Origin of the sequence: Epilithonimonas tenax DSM 16811, assembly GCF_000428485.1 — a bacterium.
Lineage (GTDB): Bacteria > Bacteroidota > Bacteroidia > Flavobacteriales > Weeksellaceae > Epilithonimonas > Epilithonimonas tenax.
On record NZ_AUAA01000001.1, the window covers coordinates 21,297 to 44,883 of the forward strand.

At 39.1% G+C, this 23,587-nt stretch carries 13 protein-coding genes; all 13 read right to left on the reverse strand.

Features of this window, described 5'->3' with window-relative positions:
• Nucleotides 1-338: 338 nt before the first annotated feature.
• The gene (locus F564_RS0100100; RefSeq protein WP_028120791.1) at nucleotides 339-2,036 is read right to left on the reverse strand and encodes a ribulokinase; all 1,698 of its coding nucleotides are present in this window, start codon (nucleotides 2,034-2,036) and stop codon (nucleotides 339-341) included.
• Between the two features lie 332 nt (nucleotides 2,037-2,368).
• On the reverse strand, nucleotides 2,369-5,095 hold the full coding sequence (locus F564_RS0100105; protein WP_154656766.1) for a T9SS type A sorting domain-containing protein: 2,727 nt from the start codon (nucleotides 5,093-5,095) through the stop codon (nucleotides 2,369-2,371).
• An 806-nt stretch (nucleotides 5,096-5,901) separates the two neighbouring features.
• Entirely contained in the window at nucleotides 5,902-8,430 is a 2,529-nt protein-coding gene (locus tag F564_RS0100115) for a glycosyl hydrolase 115 family protein (RefSeq protein ID WP_028120793.1), read from the reverse strand.
• Nucleotides 8,431-8,510: 80 nt separating this feature from the next.
• Nucleotides 8,511-10,223, reverse strand: coding sequence for a GH35 family beta-galactosidase (locus F564_RS0100120; RefSeq protein WP_028120794.1), 1,713 nt, complete (start codon nucleotides 10,221-10,223; stop codon nucleotides 8,511-8,513).
• Nucleotides 10,224-10,376: 153 nt separating this feature from the next.
• Complete coding sequence (locus tag F564_RS18455) at nucleotides 10,377-12,098, reverse strand: glycoside hydrolase family 43 protein (RefSeq protein WP_034980371.1); 1,722 nt, start codon at nucleotides 12,096-12,098, stop codon at nucleotides 10,377-10,379.
• A 22-nt stretch (nucleotides 12,099-12,120) separates the two neighbouring features.
• Nucleotides 12,121-13,407: an MFS transporter gene (locus F564_RS0100130; protein WP_028120795.1), complete on the reverse strand. Its 1,287-nt coding sequence runs from the start codon at nucleotides 13,405-13,407 to the stop codon at nucleotides 12,121-12,123.
• Nucleotides 13,408-14,043 (reverse strand): bifunctional 4-hydroxy-2-oxoglutarate aldolase/2-dehydro-3-deoxy-phosphogluconate aldolase, encoded by a 636-nt coding sequence (locus tag F564_RS0100135; protein ID WP_028120796.1) that lies wholly within the window; start codon nucleotides 14,041-14,043, stop codon nucleotides 13,408-13,410.
• Nucleotides 14,040-15,047, reverse strand: a complete 1,008-nt coding sequence (locus F564_RS0100140) for a PfkB family carbohydrate kinase (RefSeq protein WP_028120797.1) — start codon at nucleotides 15,045-15,047, stop codon at nucleotides 14,040-14,042. Before F564_RS0100140 ends, F564_RS0100135 begins: the two co-directional genes overlap by 4 nt.
• 4 nt (nucleotides 15,048-15,051) lie before the next feature.
• A complete protein-coding gene (gene uxaC, locus F564_RS0100145; protein WP_051259502.1) occupies nucleotides 15,052-16,470 on the reverse strand; it encodes a glucuronate isomerase in 1,419 nt (472 codons plus the stop codon).
• A gap of 111 nt (nucleotides 16,471-16,581) precedes the next feature.
• Nucleotides 16,582-17,397 carry an SDR family oxidoreductase gene (locus tag F564_RS0100150; RefSeq protein ID WP_028120799.1) on the reverse strand — a complete coding sequence of 272 codons (816 nt, stop codon included), beginning with the start codon at nucleotides 17,395-17,397 and terminating at the stop codon, nucleotides 16,582-16,584.
• Nucleotides 17,398-17,462: 65 nt separating this feature from the next.
• A complete protein-coding gene (gene uxuA / locus F564_RS0100155; RefSeq protein ID WP_028120800.1) occupies nucleotides 17,463-18,632 on the reverse strand; it encodes a mannonate dehydratase in 1,170 nt (389 codons plus the stop codon).
• A gap of 85 nt (nucleotides 18,633-18,717) precedes the next feature.
• Nucleotides 18,718-20,667, reverse strand: coding sequence for a RagB/SusD family nutrient uptake outer membrane protein (locus tag F564_RS0100160; protein WP_028120801.1), 1,950 nt, complete (start codon nucleotides 20,665-20,667; stop codon nucleotides 18,718-18,720).
• Nucleotides 20,668-20,678: 11 nt separating this feature from the next.
• Nucleotides 20,679-23,546 (reverse strand): SusC/RagA family TonB-linked outer membrane protein, encoded by a 2,868-nt coding sequence (locus F564_RS0100165; protein ID WP_028120802.1) that lies wholly within the window; start codon nucleotides 23,544-23,546, stop codon nucleotides 20,679-20,681.
• Nucleotides 23,547-23,587 lie beyond the last annotated feature (41 nt).

A 23,587-nucleotide genomic window follows, 5' to 3' on the forward strand; every position in this document is an offset into this window, starting at 1 on the left:
TAAAGTTTTCTTTGTCATTCCGTAGGAATCTAAACCGCTTAGATTCCCACGGAATGACAAACTTCTTGGTTATAACCTTCTTGTTTTATGATGAATCTGCAGCCCGACCTGAGTGGAGCTCTTTTTGTGTAGCAAAGCGAAACAAAAAAGCGGGAACGGAGGGCGGATATAGCTGCCATAAAAATTTTGGTTATTGTTTTTTGGTTGTTGATCGTTGGTTTTAATTATCTATTCAATTAACAAGTCGCCTCTACGAGGCTTGATGTGTATGGATTATATTTGGCTATTAACAGTGCGATCCTACGGAGCTATCAAATCCTGGTTAAAATTTCTATCAACTATAAAATGTCAACTTTCAACTTCTTTTTTGATTTGATATTGTTTTCTGCAAAGTCGGCAAGAATCTGATATTGATTCATTAATTCTGCATATTTTTCTACATGTTCTGCCTGCGGGAAATATTCGGCTTCGAAATCCGAACCCATTTTCTGACTCGCTACCTGCACATTTGGGTAAATCCCTGCTGCAACGGCTGCATAAATTGCGGCGCCCAAAGCCGGAGCTTGATCAGACGCTGCGACGATAATCGGCATATTGAGGACGTTTGCCAAGGTCTGCATAATGAACGGCGATTTTCTGGCAACACCGCCAATTCCGATGACTTTTTCGATTTTCACGCCTTCATCTTCAAAGCGGTCGACGATTTTTTTGGAACCGAAACAAATGGCATTCACCAATGCTTTGAAAATATGTGGTGCTTTTGTACCTAACGAAAGGTTGCTGATAGCGGCTTTCAGTTCCTGATTGGCATCGGGTGTTCTACGTCCGTTAATCCAGTCTAAGGCAATGGGAACAGCTTCGGAAAGTGGAATTTTTTCGGCTTCCAAAGTCAGATTTCGTATGAGATTGTGTTCTATTTCTTCTTTTAATTGTTGTTTTTGATGGTCATCAATGACCTTAGAATTGATCAGAATATTGTGCGTTGGCCACATCAGAATATCTTTGTACCAAGCCAACAAATCTCCAAACGCAGACTGACCCGCTTCCAGACCAATCAATCCAGGAATGACTGAACCATCAACTTGTCCGCAGATTCCTTTCACCGTTTTGTCTCCGATCATTTGGTTGGGCGCCACCATAATATCGCAGGTGGAAGTGCCCATAATTCGGATCAGTGTATGTTCTTCCACTTTTGCACCAACTGCTCCGGAATGGGCGTCGAAAGTTCCTACGGCAATCACTGTATTGGTAGTTAAACCCAATTTTGCTGCCCATTCTTCGTTTAAATTTCCTGCAACCTCATCGGAAGTGTAGGTTTTATCGTACAATCTGTCTCGAAGTTCTGCTAAAGACGGATCTAACTGACCGAGGAAATCCTTAGATGGAAGTCCGTCCCACGACTCGTGCCACATCGCTTTGTGACCCGCTGCACAACGGCTTCTTTTGAAGCTTGCCAAATCCTGATGGTCGGAAAGCAGAAATGTGATATAATCGCAATGCTCCATCCAACTGTACGTGGCATTTTTCACCTTCTCGTCTTCTCGGTTGATGTGAAGGATTTTTGCCCAAAACCATTCGGAAGAATAGATTCCACCTTCAAATTTCGTATAATCTTCGCCCACCCAGTTTCTCGCTAAATGGTTGATTTCTTCCGCTTCATCAATGGACGTATGGTCTTTCCACAATACCATCATTGCATTAGGATTATGTTCGAAACCAGGCGTTAAAGCCAATGCAATTCCATCTTTATTTACCGGAAGCGGTGATGAACCTGTGGTATCAATGCAAATGCTGACCATACTTTCAGGAGCTACTCCACTTTCTTTTACCACATCGGAAATGGTTTTTTCCAAGCCTTCGATATGGTCTAGTGGATGCTGACGAAATTGATTGAGTTCCGGCTGACAGAATTTTCCTTCTTTCCATCTTTGGTAATAGCTTACGGCTGTTGCGAGTTCGGCGCCGTTTTCTGTATCAATCAGTACTGCACGTACGGAATCTGTTCCATAATCTAATCCGATAACGTATTTCTTCATTGTTGCGCTGAATTAAATTTTAATAAAATGTTTACACTTCTCCAGTTGGGAGATTAAAACAAATATAAATTTTTATTTTTAATAAATGTAAATATTACACTTAATATTGTTTTTTCTATTATTAATGGTGCTTTTCACTTATTTTATCTTTAAAACCACAAAAGAGTTGGGTGCGATTTGAACAGAAAATTTCCCTTTTTTAATCACAGAATTCTCTTCAGGAGGTTTTATGTTTTAAAAATCACACTTATTTGTATTCCTCAAAATAAAAGGCCATCAGAATCACCCGATGACCTTTTTTAAAAAAATAATTTGAAAAAATATAACTGATATTATTGCTTGATCAATTTGTTTTTGATTGTTTTTCCTGATCCTGAAATCTCTATAAAATACAGTCCAGAAGGAAGTTTAGAAACATCAATTTTGTTTTTACCATTGCCAAGTCTGCCTTTGTAGTAGATCATGCTACCTTTTGTATCCAAGACAGAATAGACTGCATCAGCCGATTTCCAATCTATAAAAACCTCATTTTTAGCGGGATTGGGATAGATCTGAAATTTGGAATTAAAAGCATCTCCCGCAGCAAGAGTTCCAAATTCTAATGGCAGCATTGACGATGAATAGGCATTTTCTTCAGAAACATAAGCACTGAAAGAAGAGACACTTTCGTTTCCAGAAGTAATTTTGTAGAATCCCGTGGTCCCGTTGACTGTTTTCAAAACATAGCCTCCAGAATAAACTTTTACCGTACTGTAACCTGCATTGAGTTGATTATAAACAAGCGCCTTTGGTGTAGAAACTGCTCCTGAGCCTGTGAAAGTAAAAGTTCCATTTCCTGTAATCAATACAGGGGTATTTGCTGGGATTTTCCCATTTTGAACAGCTGTGCATACAACTTTAGCTGACGAAATCATCATATGGTAAGCCTGTACGCCATTTGGAACAGTAGCCTCAAACGGAATAACGATAACGGCATATCCATTAATGGTCTTGGTGTACGAAGCAGTGGTTGCCGTGAAATTAATCGGCGCATTAAAATCCCCTCCCTGATCTGACAATTCCAATGAAGCGCAGGTATTTCCTGAAACAACATTTGAACTTGCTGCTTTGGTATTGGTACGGAAACCAGACCCATTGCTGACATAGAAAAGGCTGTTGGTATTTGTCATTTTGCTTTTCCAATTTGCGGAGGTGTTGATATTTGTTACGTTGGTAAAATCCAATGATGTGTAATAACTGTTTTCATAAACATCCATCAGATTGCTGTCTCCGTCGGAGTAAACGCCGGCAAATCTCATTGCTTTCTCATTTGCAATACTGAAATAAACATCTCCAAAATTAAAGGTCAGGATTGAACTGAAGTTCCCATTTCTAAGTCCAATAATTCCTTTACAACCAGTCGTAAGCACAGCTCTGGAAATATCAAAAACCAAGTCAAAATTAGCAGATCCAGATGATGGCAGGTTTACCGTTCCGTAGTTGTACGACTTCACAACTCCAGCATTATCTACGTAATATAATGTTGTATTAGAGGAAGTTGCAAGGTTACTGGTGGTATAGCTATTCACGTGGAAAACCAATTTGTTATAACGATCATCTAAGCTGACATATCCGCTGGCATCAGTTGTGTTGGAACTAATTAATGGCGTAGAGTTGTACAAGGTAGCCGTTTTGCCACTCAACTGGTAAGTTGTTCCAAATGCGGAATTGGTAACTGTCTGAGTCTCGATTTTATTATAATTAAGATCTTGACCGGTCATACTGGATACTTGTCTCACATTACTCTTATTGAAAACAAAGGTGATAACGCTGGAAGGATTCACCTGAATGGTAGGACGGAAGGTCTCTGTAAAACTCAGGTTTGATGACACCATATTCGTTGTTTCATTGGTCAGAATCTTCTGAGCCGATGTTGCATAAAAAGGTAAATCTACTTTAAGTGAATAGGTGCTAGCTGAGGAATTGAAAACCATCAATGTCACTTTATCAGCTGTTTCATTGATATAAGCCGATCCTTGCATAGAACCCTGATCGCTCCATATGGCATCCAGTCTTTTGGAACCTGTGGTATATTTTGCAAAGTGCGAAAGTATATAACCTCTTTTGGTGATCTCACCTGCAACGGTTCCAAACTGGCCATCTCCCATCATACCGTAATATCTTTTCGTGGCGTAATGGATCCAGGCATTTCCTCCACCTACCAGAACATCATTGACACTTTTTGCAAAGTCAAATGCATCTGTACTCCAAGAGAAATTTCTTGTTCCACCATTTGCGTTCCAGTTGAGCAGAAACTCTGTCATCCAGATTTCTTTATTAGCAGTCAGAAAACCTTTGTATGCAGATCCTATTCCGCCATATTGATGCCCTGCATAGATTTCAAATTTCGGTAATACATCGGTCGCGAGGAGAGCACTAGCATAATTATTGGACATCCCTACCGTTTCTGGCGCAATAATTCTACAGGATATAACATCTGAATAATTTTTTAAAAAATTGGTGATCTGCGCCGGTGTGTAGGTACAGCCCGCATAACTTACGACATAATCCGGTTCGTTCTGAAGTGATATAGCATACAGTTCTACACCATTATTTCTAAGATAGACTACAAAGTCATTAAGATAACTGGCAAAATCTGCATAATTTTCTTCTTTTAAAAACCCTTCAACGCCGTTATAAGTTCCGGCCTCGTTACTGTTGGTCTTCCACTCGGCAGGTGGAGACCATGGGCTGGCAAAAATAATAAGTCCCAAAGATTTTGCTTTTTGCGCAGTGGCTAATACTGCACTCCAGTTTGCCCGGGTTGTGGGAATATAGAGTCGCATCATATTGTATCCTGCCTCGCTGTTTGTACCCCACATTTTATCTATTTCGGAAGGAGTCATATGATCATAGGCAAACTGAGGACTGCATACAAAACCTCCGAAACCAGTGATTTTTTGTCTTGGCCTGGTATTGTCTATACGGACTTTTGGCGTTTGCGCACTGATCTGAAAGGCCAGGAGAGCAATTGCAATAAGAGCAATTCTGTCGATTAATTTTAGGATCGTTTTTTTCATAACGTCAAGTTTTGTTTCCAATATTTTTTTTTGAATTTCAAAGATTTTTCTGTCTCTTCATCTTTTAAAAAAAAACACATTTTTTTACCTGACGCTCTGTTGTAAAGCACCTGTCCGACTGATGTGAAATTTTTTGAATGACGTTTACAGAATCAAACTTAGCATCTGCCTTATACTTTTTTAGCAGATTTTAGCAGTTGTTAAAAACTGACTACAATTAGTTAATAAGCCTCATCGCATTTATATTAATTTTATCATTATACACCACTAATATAACAAATAATAACCAAAAAAATCTATTTATTTGAAATATCGATAATAATACAGTTGTTTTTATTTAAAATACGCAATCATTTAAAGTGGTAATATATGATTATGTTATCATTCAGTTAATGATTACGTAATAAGGAACGTAGTCTTTGAAGGAAATTTTGAACAAGACAAGATTTCCGACTGTATTTCATAAGTTATTGATATGATGATAAGCTTCTTAAGAATTAAGTTAAAAAAAAATGATAATAACAAAAAAACAAATGTTTGACTGCTGATTTTGGCGTTATAAATGTCATAAAAAGCCCATTAGAATCTCCAAAATTGGCCCTTTACAAGGCAAATTCTACCGTCGCTTATTTTTCCTTGCCAACGCTGTTTTTTTTGCTGACAGAAAACCATTACAAGCCCATTGTTTTCTTTCGATAAAAGGCGAATGATATTTGTCTAAAACTGATAGACCAATAAAAAACCCTTTCAGTATTTGAAAATCTGAAAGGGTCTATCTCCTTATGATATTTGAACTAGGAAGCTTTTTACTTTACTGAAAAATTACTTTCAGGCGCTCCCAAATAACTTGGTTCAAGTCCGCCCGTATCAATCAATATTTTTTCCAATACAACTCCCGGCTCCAATACTCTGAAGCGAAGCGTGTGTTTTCCCGGTTGCGAAATCTGATGTTTTGTAATGGATCTAATGATGTGTTCCGACTGCCATTTTCCCAATTCACCTTTGTAATGCCCATTGAAATTAACGATTTGCGGAGGTCCGCTATCGAAAGAAACCTCATAACGCAATCCTTTGTTGTAATTGAAATTAAGGGTTGGAGCTAAAAGCAACTGAACTTCAAACTCACCTTTGGATTCGAAATTAATATCGTATTCCAAATAGATCTTTTCATCAGCTTTAGGATAAACATTTTGTGGAAAAGTCGTAATACCAGATTTTGTTTTCCCGAAATCAGGAATGACTTCCCAATGAATCCGGTCAGAACTATTCATTCTTGCAAAATTTTCTGCTTCGATAGAAACATAACCGTCTTTCTCTTGAAATACTTTTTCCTTCGGCATATTGGTTTCAGAAAGGTAAGTGACTTCAGGCATTATGTTTTCTTTTCCATCGAACCAGGCTTTGTATCCTATCTTCATCTGATCCATCATATGTATCCATTTTCCGGCAGCAATCTCGTGGTTGTATTGGTCATCAAGATACGCATTTCTTTCAAAACTTTCTTTCACTCTATCTGCATAAAAGTTGGCTTTGATATCATTTTTAGCAGCCAATTCCTTGTTTTTAGCAACGGCGTAATACATTTCGTACAAATTGCTGCAGGCATCAATCGGGTAAAGAACCAGTTGGTAATAAGCATCCTGACACTCTGCGGGAATCTGGTCTTTCAAACGTAACGCATCTACTGTCAATGCTCGGTAATCATTCAAAACGGTTTCAAATTCATTGTACTTTTCCAGACTGAATGTTTTGCTGTCAAGCGTTTCCGGTGTAACTCTGCGGTTGTATTTGGCATAAAGGTTAATCATTCTTGCAATTTCCTTAGAATGTTTTTGACCAAACTGCTGAGCAGACCATTTCTCGGTATATTCCAGAAGATTTTTAGAGTTAAACTGTTTCGGATTCCAAGCCATTTCCAGGAAAAAACTGATTGGAAATTCCATTGGTTTCAAATCGCCAACATTCACCACCCACACTTTATCCACACCGTGTTCATAGGAAAGATTCATCTGTTCCCAAACGCGTTGTATCGGACTGATATTGATCCATTTTGAATTTCTCGGTCCGCCCACATAATCGAAATGATAATACATTCCGTAACCGCCTTTGTGTAAAGGCTTTGTAGGATCCGGAAGTTTACGGACGTTGCCCCAGTTATCATCACAAAACAGCAGAATCACGTCATCCGGAACGCGCATTCCTTCGTCATAATAATCCTGCACTTCTTTGTACAATGCCCAGACCTGTGGTGTTTTATCGGCTTTTTTTCCAGTCACTTCCGCTAATATTTTCCGCTGGTCTTTGACGATATTCTCCAATAAAGAAATATTGGTTCCCTCTCCCATTGCTTGGTCGCCATCACCACGCATTCCCATAGTAACGAGTTTTTCCCAGTTTTTGCTTCGTACGATTCCAGTTTTCCAGAAATCCTGCAACACTTTAGCATTTTTTGAATAGTCCCAAACGTTCGGCAAATTGTTTTTTTTGATGTATCGGTGCCAATCTGTTTGAGCCAGAGCCATTGGTTCGTGGTGAGAAGTTCCCATTATGATACCCATTTCGTTGGCCAAAGGTCCGCTCATAACATCATCGTCATAGAAGGCTTTTCCCCACATTGCAGGCCATAGATAATTGGCTTTAGAGCGAAGCAACAGTTCAAAAACCTTTTCGTAAAATTGAGAATTGACACCGCCGAAAGTTGCTCTTGCCCAACCGCCGAGCGACGGTTCTTCATCATTCAGGAAAATCCCGCGGTATTCTACAGCCGGTTCACCGTCGGTAAAAATTCCTTTTTTGAAATATAGATTTTCTTTGGTTGCAACCGGAACATCTGCCCAAAAATACCATGGCGAAACACCAATCTGCTGAGAAACTTCATAAATTCCGTAAATTGTTCCCCGTTTGTCGCTTCCCGCAATCACAATCGCTTCCGAAACGCCGGGAAACGGATTGCTAACGTTTTGGATGATGTATTTTTCACGTTTTCCGGTTAAAGATTTTTCATCGATCTTTTTTTGTTTGATTAAATCATCAATGACAGACTTTGTCCCTACCGTTCCGATGATGATTAAAGGAGAATTCGTTCCCGAAGGATGATTCAGAATGTTGGGTTGCTCGCCTGTCACTTTCCGGAAATCGGATTGCAGGTTTTTGACAGCTCTCAGAATTCCTGCATCAATATGATTGTTTGCCAATAAAGAAACCTTCACGGATCTGTCTTTCAGTAGAATAGCATCAGTGGTCTTCTCTGTGGTGATAAATGGTTCGGTTGCCTTTACAGTAAAACTAGTAGCAAACAGTAATATGACAAGAAGTAGCATTGGTAATCTACTCATAATCTTTATTTTTTATGATTGAAAATGTTATAGATTCTGAAAATCCACCATGTTTATTTGGTTTTTTGAATCATCAAATCCTATTGATACTCATACAGTTTCACGTGCAAAATCTGAAATTCTTCTACACCTATCCGAACGTGTCTTCCTTGGTGCGTCTGATCTCCATTCAACCTTCTTATAAATGTAAAACTTCCATCATCATTAATGCTAATCTCATCCACAGTTCCGATTCCTGCTCTTTTCCCACCATACCAAGCATTTTGTTTCTGATCTGCACCGCCTTGTGCAACAAAACCATCTTCACCCAAATTCTTAGCAACAATTTGTTTTTTTTCTAGCTCTTTCTCAAATTCAATTACAACTCCACTACCGGCTATGAGATATTCATCTTTTGCCAATCTGAGTATTAGCCCGCCACCTTCTGGCCAAATGCTGCCATCTTTTGCCTTAGGATCCCAGGGTAGTGTATAATAATGTCTTGCCGTAATTTGCAGGTCATCAAATTTTAATATTCTTTCGGTATTTTTCTGATCAAATAGAAGTCCTTTTGAAAAGCCCTCACCCTGATATTTTGTAAGAATAGGAGTTAGCTGTTTCAGTTTAGAATAGGCGCTTGCCAATCTTTCGCTGCCTGCATCAGAATTATTTTCTATTGAAAAAGGGCTGTAGCCAATGGCATCGTGTTCACCAAAAGAATAAAATGCTTGTACACCATTGTTGATGGTCATCTTAACTTCTGGAACGAATAAAGGATTGTTGTGCAGCCTATATTTTGCTACCCAATTAGCATAATCACCGTCATACAAATCGGGCGCTAGAAGATCAATACTTGGAGCAGCGGCGTGCCACAAATCAATTAGATGCGCCAAAGGCCCACCTGATGGGTATTGACCCGGCAGGCGGCTTCTACTGTTCATTGCCGCATTAACAAAGAGAGGCACATTATAGATGGAACGCGAGGTTTTGGCTAATTTTTCCACATATAAACCATAATGATAAGCTGTAAAATATTCTTCTGTAAAGATATCATCTCCAAAGATTTCTTTCCAGTTACCTGTTGTTTTAAAACCTTCTTTGCCCCATTTTTCTACAAGCGAAGGGTGAAGGCTCTTTTTATTTTTAATTAGATATTTCATCAGCGATTCCGGTACTTTCGAATTAAATGAAGAATTGGCAGCTTTAGAATAGTCTCTTGCATTTTCCAACATTCCTATTTCGTTCTCAATTTGGATCATAATAACGGTGTTTTCGGATTGATCCACTGCAGCAATATGTTTTAATAATTGTGTGTAGACGTTATGATCTGCATTAAAGACATCTTCTGAAAAAGCACTTGCAATCTCCTGAGGTTTTCCAGCCTTTGTATATGCTCTCGGATATTTTTTATCATCTTTTTTAAACCATAAAGGCGCATAACAACTCATAGAATTTTTCCAGGCACCGAACCATAAAAGCACTATTTTCAAATGATTTTTTCGAGCTTGGTCGATAGCTTTATCAATTGTTTTAAAGTCGAATTCGCCTTGCTTTGGTTCTATCAAATCCCAGGAAACAGGAACTAAAACCGTATTCAGTTTCATCTTTTCAAGTTTAGGAAAATAAGTCTCTATGTCCGCAGCAGATGACGCAGATGAATTACCCAATTCTCCTCCTAAAACAAGAAATGGTTTGTTATCAACAATTAATTGGACAGCAGTTCCCTTCGTTTCCAGGTGAGGCATTGATTTCTGCGCCACCAAAAGAGATGAGACTACTAAAGAAAAAATGGGAAATATTTTATTAATTTTCATATGAATGGTGTTTTGCTAATAAGCGTTTAAATTGGGCTGGATCCATGATCACGGATACTATGAGCCAGAACTGCATCGATTTAAAAAGATTGTAAATTTTCAAAAACCCAGGTTCTGACCAGAGCGTAGGCAATAATAGAGGTCAAAAACCCTTTAATTATTAGGTTTAATATCGTTGGACAATGTGCTGTACAAACCCATCAAACTTCCTGTGAATCCACCTGCAACATCGGTAGAAAGAATATCCCCGGACACCGCACCGCCAAGGTTTTTGAAGGTTTTGCCATCCAGAGAGTAATTGAAATTAAGGTCATCTTTTTCACCAACCACCTGCAATTTAATGGGTTTTGAAAGATAAATTTTTTCGCTGGCAATTAGTTTGGACTCGCCTTTTTCTGTTCTTTCCAAAACGATGTAGAAGTCTTTGTTTTTTTTCGTAATTCCAAAAACATAGTTGAATGTTTCGCTTTGATAACAAGTAATTCCAGCCAGTTCCTTTTCAGATTTTGGTTTAAAATCAAGCGTTACGGAGGTTTCAAAATCTTCGTGCTGCAACCGGTGAAATAATGCCGAAACCGGAGCCAACGCTTTGATATTGGTTTCAAAAGGATTTACTTTTACGCCATTTTTAGCGGTTGTAATAAAGCTTTCACGCGGTCCACGCATTGCAATCCATCTGTAATCAAGGGTTTTATCACTCAGTTTATCGTTGTACGCGAAGTTTCCGTTCGGGAAAAATCCGTTTTGTCCAGAATGGTTCTTTACGCCTTCCGGTAATTTTAATTTGGGTTTCATCGGCACCAAACCGTTTTCAAACACAGGATACGTTCCGCTCCAGTCAACGGGAAGAATAAAAGTTTCTCTTCCGTGATTGACGCGTCCTTTTTCGTTGGGACGTATGGCCAAAAATACACCAAAATATTTTCCATCAGGAGTTTCCACCAAATCAGCGTGACCTGCCCAATCTACTTTGTCTTTTCTGTCTTTCGGGAAATATCTCTGCGTTAAAATAGGATTGTTTTTTGCAGGAATGAAGGGACCTTTCGGCGAATCTGACATAAACACAACTTCGCTATGATTGCCACCAGTGCCGCCTTCTGCACACATCAGAAAATATTTCCCGTTCTTTTTGTACAAATGCGGACCTTCTATCCAAATTGGTTTTTGAGAAAGATCAACGCCTCCATTCACAATAATTTTATCTGAACCAGCCACAACCTGATCTTTAGCCAAATCATAATCCCACATTTTGATCACGCGATGACCATTGTACTGCTCAGTTCCTTTTGGTGGCGCATCATTGTGAACGATATAGGCTTTACCATCATCATCAAAGAAAATGGAAGGATCGATGCCGTCAAAATTCAGTTTTTGAACTTCGCTCCAAGCTTTTGCAGGGTCTTTGGTTTTCACGACCATATTTCCTACTCCAGCAGCAATCTGCGTGGTAATCATATAAAATGTATCGTTGTACTTATTATATTTGATATCGGGCGCATAGATTCCTGCCGAAACACCTGATTGTTCTACTTTAAGCTGAGAAGGTCTGTCCAGAACGTGACCAATTTGCTTCCAGTTCACCAAATCTTTTGAAGTGAAAATAGGAACGCCCGGAAACATTGAAAATGAAGAATTGACCAAGTAATAATCATCTCCTTTTCTGGTAATACTTGGATCCGGATAGCATCCCTGAAGAATTGGTGAATAAAATTCGTTCTCTTTCAGTGGATTGTTTGTGTAGATTTTATCATTCCCGCGATAGGAAAAGTCCGAAAATGTCTGTCCGGAAATGCTGCTCACGGAAAGCAAAGTCGCCGCTGCAAATACATTGGTTTTATGCCTAAAAAATGACCTATTCATTATGTTCTGTTGCATATTTTTTCTTTTGATGTGATTGTTATTTGATGATGATCTCAGTTTTTTTCTTGTTAATGAACCAAATAATCCCCCAAGCCGCAACGTAAGATACGCCAGCAATGAAAAATATAATATTGTATCCACCGTTGATGTTACCTGCTTTCTTGAAGTTATCTAAGACAATACCGATGAAAAGCGGAAAAATAATTCCTGCTGCCGAACCGAGCATCCCGCCGAATCCAATAACCGAACTTACATAATTGTTGGGCAATTGATCTCCGACAGTCGTCATCAAGTTTGCGCCCCAACCTTGGTGCGCTGCGGTCGCGAAAGCAATGATAATGGTAATGAGCCACATATTGTCTACATATTTTGAGAACATTACTGGAACAACCATCAAAGCAAACAAAAGCATTGTTACACTTCTTGCTCTTCCAATTGCCCAGCCTTTTTTAATTAAAAATGAGGAAAGATAACCACCGCCAATACTTCCAATTGTGGTTCCACTATAAATGATAATCAACGGAATGGAAGGTTTTGTCATATCCATTCTAAAAACATCTGAAAAGTAAGCCGGCAACCAAAACATAAAGAAATACCAAATCGGGTCGGTCAGAATCTTTCCGATAGCAAAAGACCAGGTGACTTTGTATTTTAATATTTCTGACAACGGCACTTTGGATTGTTCCTCCGTTTTTCCGTCCTGATCACTTTTGATGTATGCTAATTCTTCCTGGCTCAGTTGTTTTGTTTTTTCCGGAATTGAATAAAATCTCCACCAAAGGACTATCCATAATAAACCGAGCGCTCCAATCCAAACAAAAGTTTCTCTCCAGCCGTAATGCGCTAAAATAATCGGAACGAGAAGCGGTGCCAAAATAGCTCCGACTGTGGCTCCTGAATTGAAAATACCGGTTGCCAGGGCTCTTTCTTTTTTAGGAAACCATTCTGCAACTGATTTTATCGCTGCCGGAAAATTTCCTGCTTCACTGATTCCGAGTGTACTTCTTGCAATCAAAAATCCAACGGTACTCTTTACAAAACCGTGTCCTATGGAAGCCAGACTCCAGACAATTAAGGAAACAGCGTAACCGATTTTGGTTCCTACCCTATCAATAAATCTTCCCATCGCAAGATAGCCGATGGCGTAAGTGGTGGTAAATGCCATTACGATGTAGCTGTAATCTTTTTCGTCCCAGCTGAACTCTTTTTCGAGAACAGGTTTCAGTAAACCCATGACCTGACGGTCAAGATAATTGATCGTCGTAGCGAGAAAGACCAAAGACAGCATAAACCATCTTATATTATGATTTCTAGGTGACTGCATTTAGTTTTGATTAAGTTGTTTTAATAAATTCTGAACTTTCTCAGTCAGCTGTTCTGTCGTAAAATCTGTTTTGATGAGCGAGCTTCCCAATCCGACTGCCATTGCGCCGCCTTTGAGCCATTCTGTAATGTCATCAAAATCAGCAGCAACTCCGCCGGTTGGCATAAATTGCATTCCCGGAAAAACGGGTTGTATGGATTTGATATAATTTCTACCCGAAGCATCTGCCGGGAAAATTTTTACCAAGCGAAGTCCGTTTTGGTAAGCCAAATTGACATCAGAAGGTGTAAAACAACCCGGGATCAAACTGATATTTTTCGCAACAGCGTGTTTAATAAGTTCGTCATTGATTACCGGTGTAATGATAAAATCTGCGTTGGCATTGGCATAATCATCCATTTCTTTAATATTTTTCACGGTTCCGATTCCTAATAAAAGTCCGGGAAATTTGGTTGCAGCAATTTCTTTTAGTTTAATGAAATTCTCCAATGCCCGAATGCCACGATTCGTGTATTCTATCACACGGATTCCTCCTTCGTACAAGGCTTTTACGGTATTCTCTGAAACTTCAAATGACTCGTTGAAGAACAACGGAATGATTTTCTGGTCTTTTATTTTTTGTAATATTACATTCATAATTTTTCGATATTAATACTGTCATTGATCGTATCACCTTTTACAAACAATTTTCTGAAAGCGACTTTTGTAGCATCTTCTAAAATTTGCTGAGCCGGATTTGATTTTAAAGCTCCGTGAATCAATGCGGCCATAAAAGAATCGCCACTTCCTACTCTTTCCTCAATTTTGTGTGAATGATATTTCTCTGAAACCAACAGCTCATCCTCAGCAAACAAAGTCGCAAAATAATTGACTTCTTCACCGCTAGTAAACCGGAATGTATTGGCAACCAATCCTACCTTCGGAAATTGCTTCTGAATTTCCAATGCTGATTTTTTCGCTTGCTTTAATAGGTTTTTATCATCAAAATTCCCATTCAATTCATAGTCTATCGGAATGTCCAAAAACTGTTGGATTGACCAGATATTTCCCATCAGAACATTCACAAAAGGCATCAGATTTTTAATTCTATCCGACGGATTTCTGCCATGCCAAAGGGCGGAACGGTAATTCAAATCGAGGGAAACCGTGATGTTTCTGCAGGCTGCTTCTTTCATTAAATCCAAACATTTCTGATACGCATTTTCACTTAACGCAGGCGTAATCGTGCTGATGTGAAGCCATTTTACTTCTGAAAATATTTCATCAAAGCTAAAAGTACTAAAATCCGATTCTGTGAAAACCGACGGAAAACGGTCATAAACCACTGATGCATTCTGCATATCACCGTCCGAAGAAAGATAAAAAGTTCCGATTCTCCCGTTATTTTTCTCCGCAAGGATTTCGATTTCTTTATTTTTTAATTGAGATTCCAATTGATTTCCGATAAAATTTTCGGGTAAAGCTGTGAGAAGTTTTACTGGGTTTTTCCATTGTGCAAGCGCAGAAGCCACGTTGTATTCTGCACCACCAATGAAAATTTTCATAGACTGCTCATTGAGCCAGTTTCCATCGGAATCTGGAGCAAAATGCAAAAGCAATTCCCCGAAACATAATATTTTATTGGAAAATGAATCTTGCATTGTATTAAATTTCAAAATAATTTTTCGTGTTGTGATAACAGATGTCCTGAATGATTTTGCCTATCCACTCTTCATCATTGGGAAGCAATCCCCTTTCCATCTCGTTGCCGAACATATTGCACAAAAGCCTTCTGAAATAATCGTGTCTTGAGAAAGACAGCAGACTTCGGGAATCTGTCAGCATCCCGACGAAAGTGCTGATGAGACCAATGTTGGAAAGTGTGTTCATCTGTTTTTTCATTCCGTCTAATTGGTCGAGAAACCACCACGCCGCACCAAACTGTACTTTAGACTTCATTCCGCCTTCATTGAAATTGCCTGCAAGTGTTGCTAAAACCTCATTGAAAGTGGGATTAAGATTATAAATAATGGTTTTGGTGAGTTGTCCAGCAGAATTCAGGTCATCCAGAAGAACGCTCAATCTTTGGGCAAAATATTGTTCGCTGATGGCATCGTAACCCGCATTCATTCCAATTTTTCTGAGCATTTCAGAATTATTATTTCGGGTTGCTCCCACGTGAAATTGTTGCACCCAACGTTTTTCAGCGTACATTTTGCAAAGCTCTTTCAACAGATAACCACACAACGCTTCCGGATTGGAGAATGTCGGAATATTGCCTTTCAAAAATTCGGAAAATTCGTTTTCTAATTCTATGTTCCATTTTGTGGTATCGGGAAAATACTCGAAGCCGTGATCGGCGACTTTAGCTCCAACTTCTGCGAAATCATTGATTCTGGATTGAAGCGCATTCAACAAATCTGAAATTGACTGAATTGAAATACCATTAACATTTTCAAGCTTTTTAATGCCTGACAAATATTGTTCGGGATTGGTGATATTGATGTAAGAATCCGGGCGGAAAGCCGGTAAAACTTTTGTATTAAAGCCACTGTTCTTTAAAGCTTTATGATAACTCAAATCATCTGCAGGGTCATCTGTGGTGCACAAGGCTTCTACTTTGAAATTCTGAATGATGGATTGTGGTAAAAATTCTTGTGCCTGAAGGCTTTCATTCATTTTTTGATAGACCGAATCTGCATTTTTCGGCGACAGATATTCTTTGATCCCGAAAGGATTTTTGAGTTCCAGATGTGTCCAGTGAAATAAGGGATTACGAAGCGTAAAAGGAACCACTTCTGCCCATTTTTTGAACTTTTCAAAGTCTGAAGCTTTGCCGGAAATGAATTGCTCATCAATCCCGAAATTCCTCATCGCTCTCCATTTGTAATGGTCACCATCCAGCCAAATTGCTGTCGGAGAATGGAAATTCTGATTATTTGCAATCACGTCCGGTTCCAGATGATTGTGGTAATCAATAATCGGCATTTCTTTCGCATAGTTGAAAAAGAGCTGTTCTGCCTTTGCCGATTCCAGCAAAAATGATTCTCCGAAAACTTCTTTATTGCTGATAGAATGATTCATTTTTAAATTTAAAATTGATTTGATTTTTATTAAAAATCTTTAAAAACAAGACCTTAACTGAGTGAGAAGTCATTAAGGCCTTGCAACCATATGAAGAAAATAATATTAATCTTAAACACCGCTGAATGCACTGAAACCACCATCAATAGGCAATAAGGCACCCGTTATAAAACTTGCGGCATCTGAACAAAGAAACTGGACAGCGCCGTTGAGTTCCTCTGCGTTTCCGAAACGTCCCATTGGGGTTTTGGCAATCACTTTTTTGCTTCGGTCGGTTAAAGAACCATCGGGATTCAATAAAATTGCCCGGTTCTGGTCGCCGATGAAAAATCCCGGAGCAATGGCATTGACACGGATTTTGTCGCCAAATTTCAATGCTACATCCGAAGCCAGCCATTGTGTAAAATTGGTAATCGCCGCTTTTGCTGCGGAATAACCAGCAACTCTTGTGATTGCAGAATAGGCTGCCATAGATGAGATATTCACAATACTTCCATTTCCCTGCTCTGCCATTAGTTTTCCGAAAACATAGCTTGGGTAAACGGTTCCGTTGATGTTGAGATGGGTAACCTCATCCCATCCGTCCATGTTCATATCGAAAAAAGACTGGTCGGGAGAGAGTGTTGCGGCAGGAATATTGCCTCCAGCGATGTTCAGCAGCATATCGATTTTACCGTATTTTTCTAGGACTTTTTTTGAAGCAGCTTCAAGACTTTCGATATTCATTACATTGGCTTCTACCGCAAATGCATCGCCACCTAAATCTGCCAGTTCTTTTACACGAGAATCCAGAGTCTCCTGATTTCTGCCAAGAGCAACAACTTTGGCTCCGGCTTCAATAAAACTTTTCGCCAGACTGCCGCCCAATACGCCTGAAGCTCCTGTAATGACGGCTACTTTATCTTTGATGCAGAATATGTCGTTCATTGTCATATAAAAATGATGATTGATAGTTGATTAATGATCATATTGAAACCCATTGGGGTTCTGTTTTATTTTTGCTCAGAATTGACGGCTGCCATTACACCTTCGATTTGTCCTAAAGCCAGCATCCTTCCAAGGAACGAATAGCCAGGATTGTAGCCTTTATCAATATCGTCTGTTAATAATCTCCCGTGGTCGATACGCATTGGTAAATCCGGATTTTCTTTTTCGAATACGCGGATCACGTCAATCAGTTTCCCTCTTCCACCTAAATGATGCGCTTCTATGAAATCTCCATTTTCGAAAACGTTGGTGCTTCTTAAATGAACAAATTTGGTTCGGTGCGCAAATTTCTGAGCCAGCTTGGGAACGTCATTTTGCAGATTAGCACTTAATGATCCTGCACAGAATGTGAGTCCGTTGTGTGGATTGTCCACTTCATTCAGGATCCAGTCGATATCCGCCTCGTTGGTCACAATTCTTGGTAAACCCAATAATGAAAATGGTGGATCATCTGGATGCACACACATCTGGATGTTCCATTTTTCGCAGACCGGCATTATTTTTTCGAGGAAATATTTCATATTCTGACGGAGCTGGTTTTTATCAATTCCGTCGTATAATGCCAGTAAATTTTTGAATAGCTGAACGGGATTTTCGTCTCCTTCCTTGATGTTTCCGTTCACAAACCCTTGTGTTTTTACAATGACAGAATCTATCAGATCATTGTTATCCTCTTCTGTCAAAGTATTTTTGAGTTCTTCTACTTTTTGAAGAATGTCTGTATTATAATCGTTTTCTGCACCTCTTCTTTGCAGAATATGAATTTCAAAATAAGCAAATTTGGCTTTATCAAAATAGAGTGATGACGAACCATCTTCCCATTGATGAAACAAATCTGTACGAGCCCAATCCAGAACCGGCATAAAGTTGTAACAAACCGTTGTTACGCCCGCTTTTCCCAGATTTTCCAGACTTTTGATATAATTTTCTATTAATTGATCTCTGTCCTCACCTCCGTATTTGATAGACTCGCTCACGGCAAGACTCTCCACGACAGACCATCGAAGTCCGAAACTTTCTATATCCTTTTTATAATCATTAATATCTTGCAACGACCAGACTTCTCCATTGGGAATATCGTGCAGTGCTGAAACGATGCCCTCTACTCCAATTTGGCGGAGCATATTTAATTTGATTTTATCCTTCTTCCCGAACCACCGCCATGTTTTTTCCATAAACTGTCTATTTTTTTTCATTAAAACAAAGCAGGCGTAAAATTGACACCTACTTTGTTTTTGATTGATATGAACTTAAAAATGATTAATTGTAACCAGGGTTTTGGTAAGCAGCCTTTTCTGCCGCCGACATATCCATTCTATCCAACTGAATTTGTGGAATTGGTCTCAAGTAATGGAATGGCTGGATACTTCTTGTATAAGTCACTGGTGTATGATCACCCACTGCTGTTCCGCCAATACTATATGTTTGTGACAGCTGTGACCATTTCTGGGTTCTTACAAGATCGAACCATCTGTAGCCTTCACCAAAAAACTCTCTCGATCTCTCAGCCAAGATATATTCTATTGTTATGTTCGAAGGCGTCGCAGCTATCATCGCAGCAGCGTTATCCTGCACTTTGGGCACATTTCCATTGTTGTCAAATCTCCATTTTCCGGCACGCGCTCTTAGCACATTCACTAAGTCTCTTGCAGTCATTGAACCAGATGCGCCTTTCACTGCAGCTTCTGCCGCAACTAGATAAAACTCTGAAAATTTCGCGACTGGAAATGGTCTTGGACTACCTCCATTGGGCTGCCCCAGGCCGGTGTAGCTAGATCTGTAATAGCCTATTTTCCATAAATTAGGATATGCATACCTGCTGATTCCACTAGGAGCAATTACAAAATCTGCTCTACTTGGAAGCACTCCGGCACCCACATTGCTCTTATAAACAGCGTTTGAATAATCTATGTTGGTTGAAGGATCATCATTTAAAAATGTAAGAATTGCACTTCCAGGAGTTACAGGCAAACCGTTTGCTCCATAAAGCGTCGTATAATTCAAAGGAGCTTTTTGCCAATTTGCCCGAAAAGTTGTTACAAAAGTACCATCATATCTTGAATCATTAACTTTATCTGAAAATGTATTTTTAATCACTTCGATTGGCGGAGCCATACATTTCCAAGGACGTCCATAAGCCTGTGCGGCTTCTCTTTGTACTGATCTGATGAATGTTCCTGACCACTGAGGATTTTGTGCGCTCTGAAGAAAGGTGTAATCCCAAGTCATCATCCAAGATGCAAAGTTACCTGGCGCACTTCCTGAATTGTAAGAAGCGCTAGATCCGTCGTAAAATTCGCTATTCTCTGTATGATCTGCAAACAGCAACATTTCTTTATTTCTATCATTAGAGCCAACATTGACATCGTAGAAAGTAGTTTGTAACTGATAGCTGCTTCCTGCACTATTAATGCCCTCCAAAGCAATATTATACGCTTCTTGAAAATACCATTGAGCACTTTTTCCTAAGGGATCTACTCTCTGAGATGCTGGATAGGTTGGGATATTATTAGGATTCTGCAGCCACCACGCATAGGTCAAATAAGCTTTTGCTAAGTAAAGTCTGGCGACAGTTTTGGTAACACCACCCACAACTCTTGGTGTCACAGGAAGATCTGCTATTGCTTGTTGCAAATCAGGTATAATGGCAGTACTGTAGACTTCTGGAACCGTGTTTCTAACAGACATTCTACTGGTGCTGGTGTTAAATTTCAAAACTCCAGAACCTAAGTCTAAAGGAACACCACCAAAGGTCTGCGTTAGAAGGAAATAATCAAATGCTCTAAAAAATCTTGCTTCTGCGATAATACGGTTCTCAACCCCGACAGCAGAACCTTTCTCAATGATACCGCTGGCTGTGTTGATATTACTAAAGACTGTATTCCATAAAATATCTGACCGGCTGGTAGAGGAGTTAAGCGAACCTGCATTGGTCATATCCAGGCTTTTAAAATTCCCATCTGCCCCGTGACCATACGTGTACTCATCTGTACCTGTTTCAAAAGCATTTAGAAAATATCCATTACCGTACATGTATCTCAAGTGGGCATACATAGAGGTGACACCACCTAAAACCCCATCTTTGGTCTCAAAAAAATCTGGCGTAAAGTTTTTACGCGGATTTTCTTCCAAAAGATCATTAGTACAGCCCGTCAATAATACCGCAACTGCTGCAATCTTTAGTACTTTAGTTATGTTAAAATTTTTCATATTATTTTTTTTTAGAAAGTTACATTTAGTCCAAGCATATAATTTGTAACGGCAGGTGAGTTCGTTCCAACAACGAGGAAACGATTTGGAAAGGAAGTCACAGCTTGATTTTCATTACCATAAGAGTTCGGCTCAGGATCTAAACCTGATTCTTTGTGATACGGGGAGAACAAAACAAAAGGATTTGTTACTGATGCATATAATCTTAATTTACTGATGCCTGCTTTTTGAAAAATATTTTGATTAAAATTATAGCCCAGAGTAATGGTTCTAATTTTCAGATATGATGCATCAAAATAAGAAAGTGTAGTACCATATTTCGGATTATTACTTTCCTGAACACCTCCTGGCTTTGGATATCTTACATCTGTATTTTCAGGAGTCCAATAATCAACATCTACGTTGTTTCTTCTGCCGCTCAACATGTTGAGGTAGCCGTTGTTTCCGTATAATGTACTGATCAGTATACCTCCACTTTTAAATGCTCCCACCACTGTAAGATCAAAATTTTTGTAACCCATTCTGCTGGTAAAACCACCTTGAAAGTCAGGATCTGCATTCAGAATCTGTCTGTCGTCAGGATTTATGGCACGTATTGGCGTTCCATCAGCGTTATAACCTCCTGTATAAAGCACTTTGATCATTCCTACATTTCCTCCTGGTTCCAAAGTGCTCAGGTAAGGATCTCCTTGTTGCCATAGCCCAATATTTTGATAGTCATAAATTGAATTAATTGAATGTCCAACAAATAGCATTAAGGATTTGTTATCTTGTTGACCGGATGCCAGCGAAGTGATTTTGTTTTTGTTTGTGTACAAATTGGCACTTAATTCCCAAGTAAATCCTTGTGGATTATTAAAAATCAATCCATTTAGTGAAATTTCAAAACCTTTATTCTCTGTACTTCCAACATTTCCTGTAAAGCTACCTACGCCACTTGTGGGTTGCAAATCAACATCTAATAAAAGATCCTTTGTTTTTGTCACATAATATTCTACTGTACCAGAAAGTCTGTTATCGAACAAGCCAAAGTCTAAACCATAATTAAAGGTTTCTGAATTTTCCCATCCTAATGTAGGATTTGGCAGTTTATTGACATAATATCCTGTCGTATTCTGAGTTCCAAAATTATAAGGATATGTGCTTAATTCTCCTAATGTAGAATAGGGATTAACTGCTTGATTGGCCGTTTGACCATAACCTACACGGAGCTTCATTTGGCTGATATATTTGGAATCTTCCAGCCATTTTTCATTCCCCATATTCCATCCTCCTGAGACAGCATTGTATATAAACCATTTGTATCCAGGTGCCAAAACAGATGATCCATCACCTCTTATAGAGGCAGAAAACATATATCTTTTATCAAATTCGTATTGCACACGGCTCATCCAAGAGCTTAATCCTCTCACTTCATAACCTTGGTTATTTGGATTAATGGTAATATCAGCTTGCGGAGCTTGTCCCAAGTTATAGAACTGAAAGGCATCTGATGGTATATTTCTAGCAGAAATAGATGAACTACTGAATTGATTTTGTTCCTGAGACTGTAACGCTACAACATTAATCTTATGTCTGCCATCAATGGTTTTGTCATAGGTTAAAATATTTTCATTAACCCAATGTCTTGTGATAGAATTTCCTATTGATGCGGCAGATGGGTTATTTTCTTCTGAACTGAAAATCCCTTTTCCTGTGTAAGATCCAGTATTTCTGAACCGTATATTCAATCCGACATTAGTTCTAAATTTGAGCCCATCGATCCAAGGGAATTTGAATTCACCAAATATATTGTTGTAGGAACTAAAACCTATAGCTCTGTCAATCCAAGCGTCACCTAAATTATCAATAATATCTTTTGTATACACAAACTGATTATCGGCAGACATCCGGACAATTTTCTTTAAACTGCCATCTGCATTGTATGGATTGGCAATCGGTGTATTACTCAAACTGGTGTAGAGCCCCAGATTACTCCCATTTGTAACTGTGTATGAATTGTTAGTTGTTATGCCAACTTTAAAATATGGTCCCAGATCCTGATCAAGGCTACCTCGTAGATTAAATCTTTCGAAATCCTGACCTGGCAGTACACTTTGTTCCTTGTTGTACCCCAATCCAAAATTGTAAGAACTTGTTTCTGATCCGCCAGAAATTCCTATATCATGATTGGTGGTTATACCCTTCCTGTAAAGCAAATCTTGCCAATCTATATCCACATCATTAGATTCGTCTACTCCATTTTGAGGAAAAAGATTCGCATCTTGACGAAGTTTTATAAATTTTGCGGCATCCATCATAGGATACTTTGAAAAGATAGTCGTAAGACCTGTAAATGTATTGTAAGAAAAAATCGCTTTTTGTCTTTTCCTTCCTGTTTTGGTAGTAATGATGATGACGCCATTTGCACCTCTGGATCCGTAGATTGCTGTTGCAGAAGCATCTTTTAAGATATCCATACTTTGGATATCATTTGGACTGATGTCTGCAATTGATCCTATAAAAGGAATACCATCCAAAACTATCAAGGGGTCATTAGTAGCCAAAAGAGATCGCGTTCCCCTAATTCTAATCTGCATTGGAGCACCAGGCTTACTGGAGGTTTGCGTCAGCTCTACACCAGCCGTTCGGCCTTGCAATGCCTGGGTAACGTTCCCAGTGGGCACTTCTCTTAGTATATCACCTTTTACAGTAGCTACTGATCCCGTCACAGACTCTTTTCTCTGAGTTCCGTACCCGATGACAACAACTTCTTCTATCTGTTTTTCTTTTGCAGCGGTATCTTTTTTACTCTGTCCATAGGTCAGCCCAGAAGGTAGCAGAGCCATTGCAAAGAAGAGTGCTGCTCTGTTGGTTTTACTTAAATGAAATAGATTCATAATTTAGTTAATTTTAAAGTTAGTGTTATAAAAAAGCCAAT

Bases quoted from the DNA above. Each gene is read 5' to 3' on its own strand.
- F564_RS0100100 (WP_028120791.1), bottom strand. From the start codon at position 2,036: ATGAAGAAATACGTTATCGGATTAGATTATGGAACAGATTCCGTACGT.
- F564_RS0100105 (WP_154656766.1), bottom strand. From the start codon at position 5,095: ATGAAAAAAACGATCCTAAAATTAATCGACAGAATTGCTCTTATTGCA.
- F564_RS0100115 (WP_028120793.1), bottom strand. From the start codon at position 8,430: ATGAGTAGATTACCAATGCTACTTCTTGTCATATTACTGTTTGCTACT.
- F564_RS0100120 (WP_028120794.1), bottom strand. From the start codon at position 10,223: ATGAAAATTAATAAAATATTTCCCATTTTTTCTTTAGTAGTCTCATCT.
- F564_RS18455 (WP_034980371.1), bottom strand. From the start codon at position 12,098: ATGCAACAGAACATAATGAATAGGTCATTTTTTAGGCATAAAACCAAT.
- F564_RS0100130 (WP_028120795.1), bottom strand. From the start codon at position 13,407: ATGCAGTCACCTAGAAATCATAATATAAGATGGTTTATGCTGTCTTTG.
- F564_RS0100135 (WP_028120796.1), bottom strand. From the start codon at position 14,043: ATGAATGTAATATTACAAAAAATAAAAGACCAGAAAATCATTCCGTTG.
- F564_RS0100140 (WP_028120797.1), bottom strand. From the start codon at position 15,047: ATGCAAGATTCATTTTCCAATAAAATATTATGTTTCGGGGAATTGCTT.
- uxaC (WP_051259502.1), bottom strand. From the start codon at position 16,470: ATGAATCATTCTATCAGCAATAAAGAAGTTTTCGGAGAATCATTTTTG.
- F564_RS0100150 (WP_028120799.1), bottom strand. From the start codon at position 17,397: ATGAACGACATATTCTGCATCAAAGATAAAGTAGCCGTCATTACAGGA.
- uxuA (WP_028120800.1), bottom strand. From the start codon at position 18,632: ATGGAAAAAACATGGCGGTGGTTCGGGAAGAAGGATAAAATCAAATTA.
- F564_RS0100160 (WP_028120801.1), bottom strand. From the start codon at position 20,667: ATGAAAAATTTTAACATAACTAAAGTACTAAAGATTGCAGCAGTTGCG.
- F564_RS0100165 (WP_028120802.1), bottom strand. From the start codon at position 23,546: ATGAATCTATTTCATTTAAGTAAAACCAACAGAGCAGCACTCTTCTTT.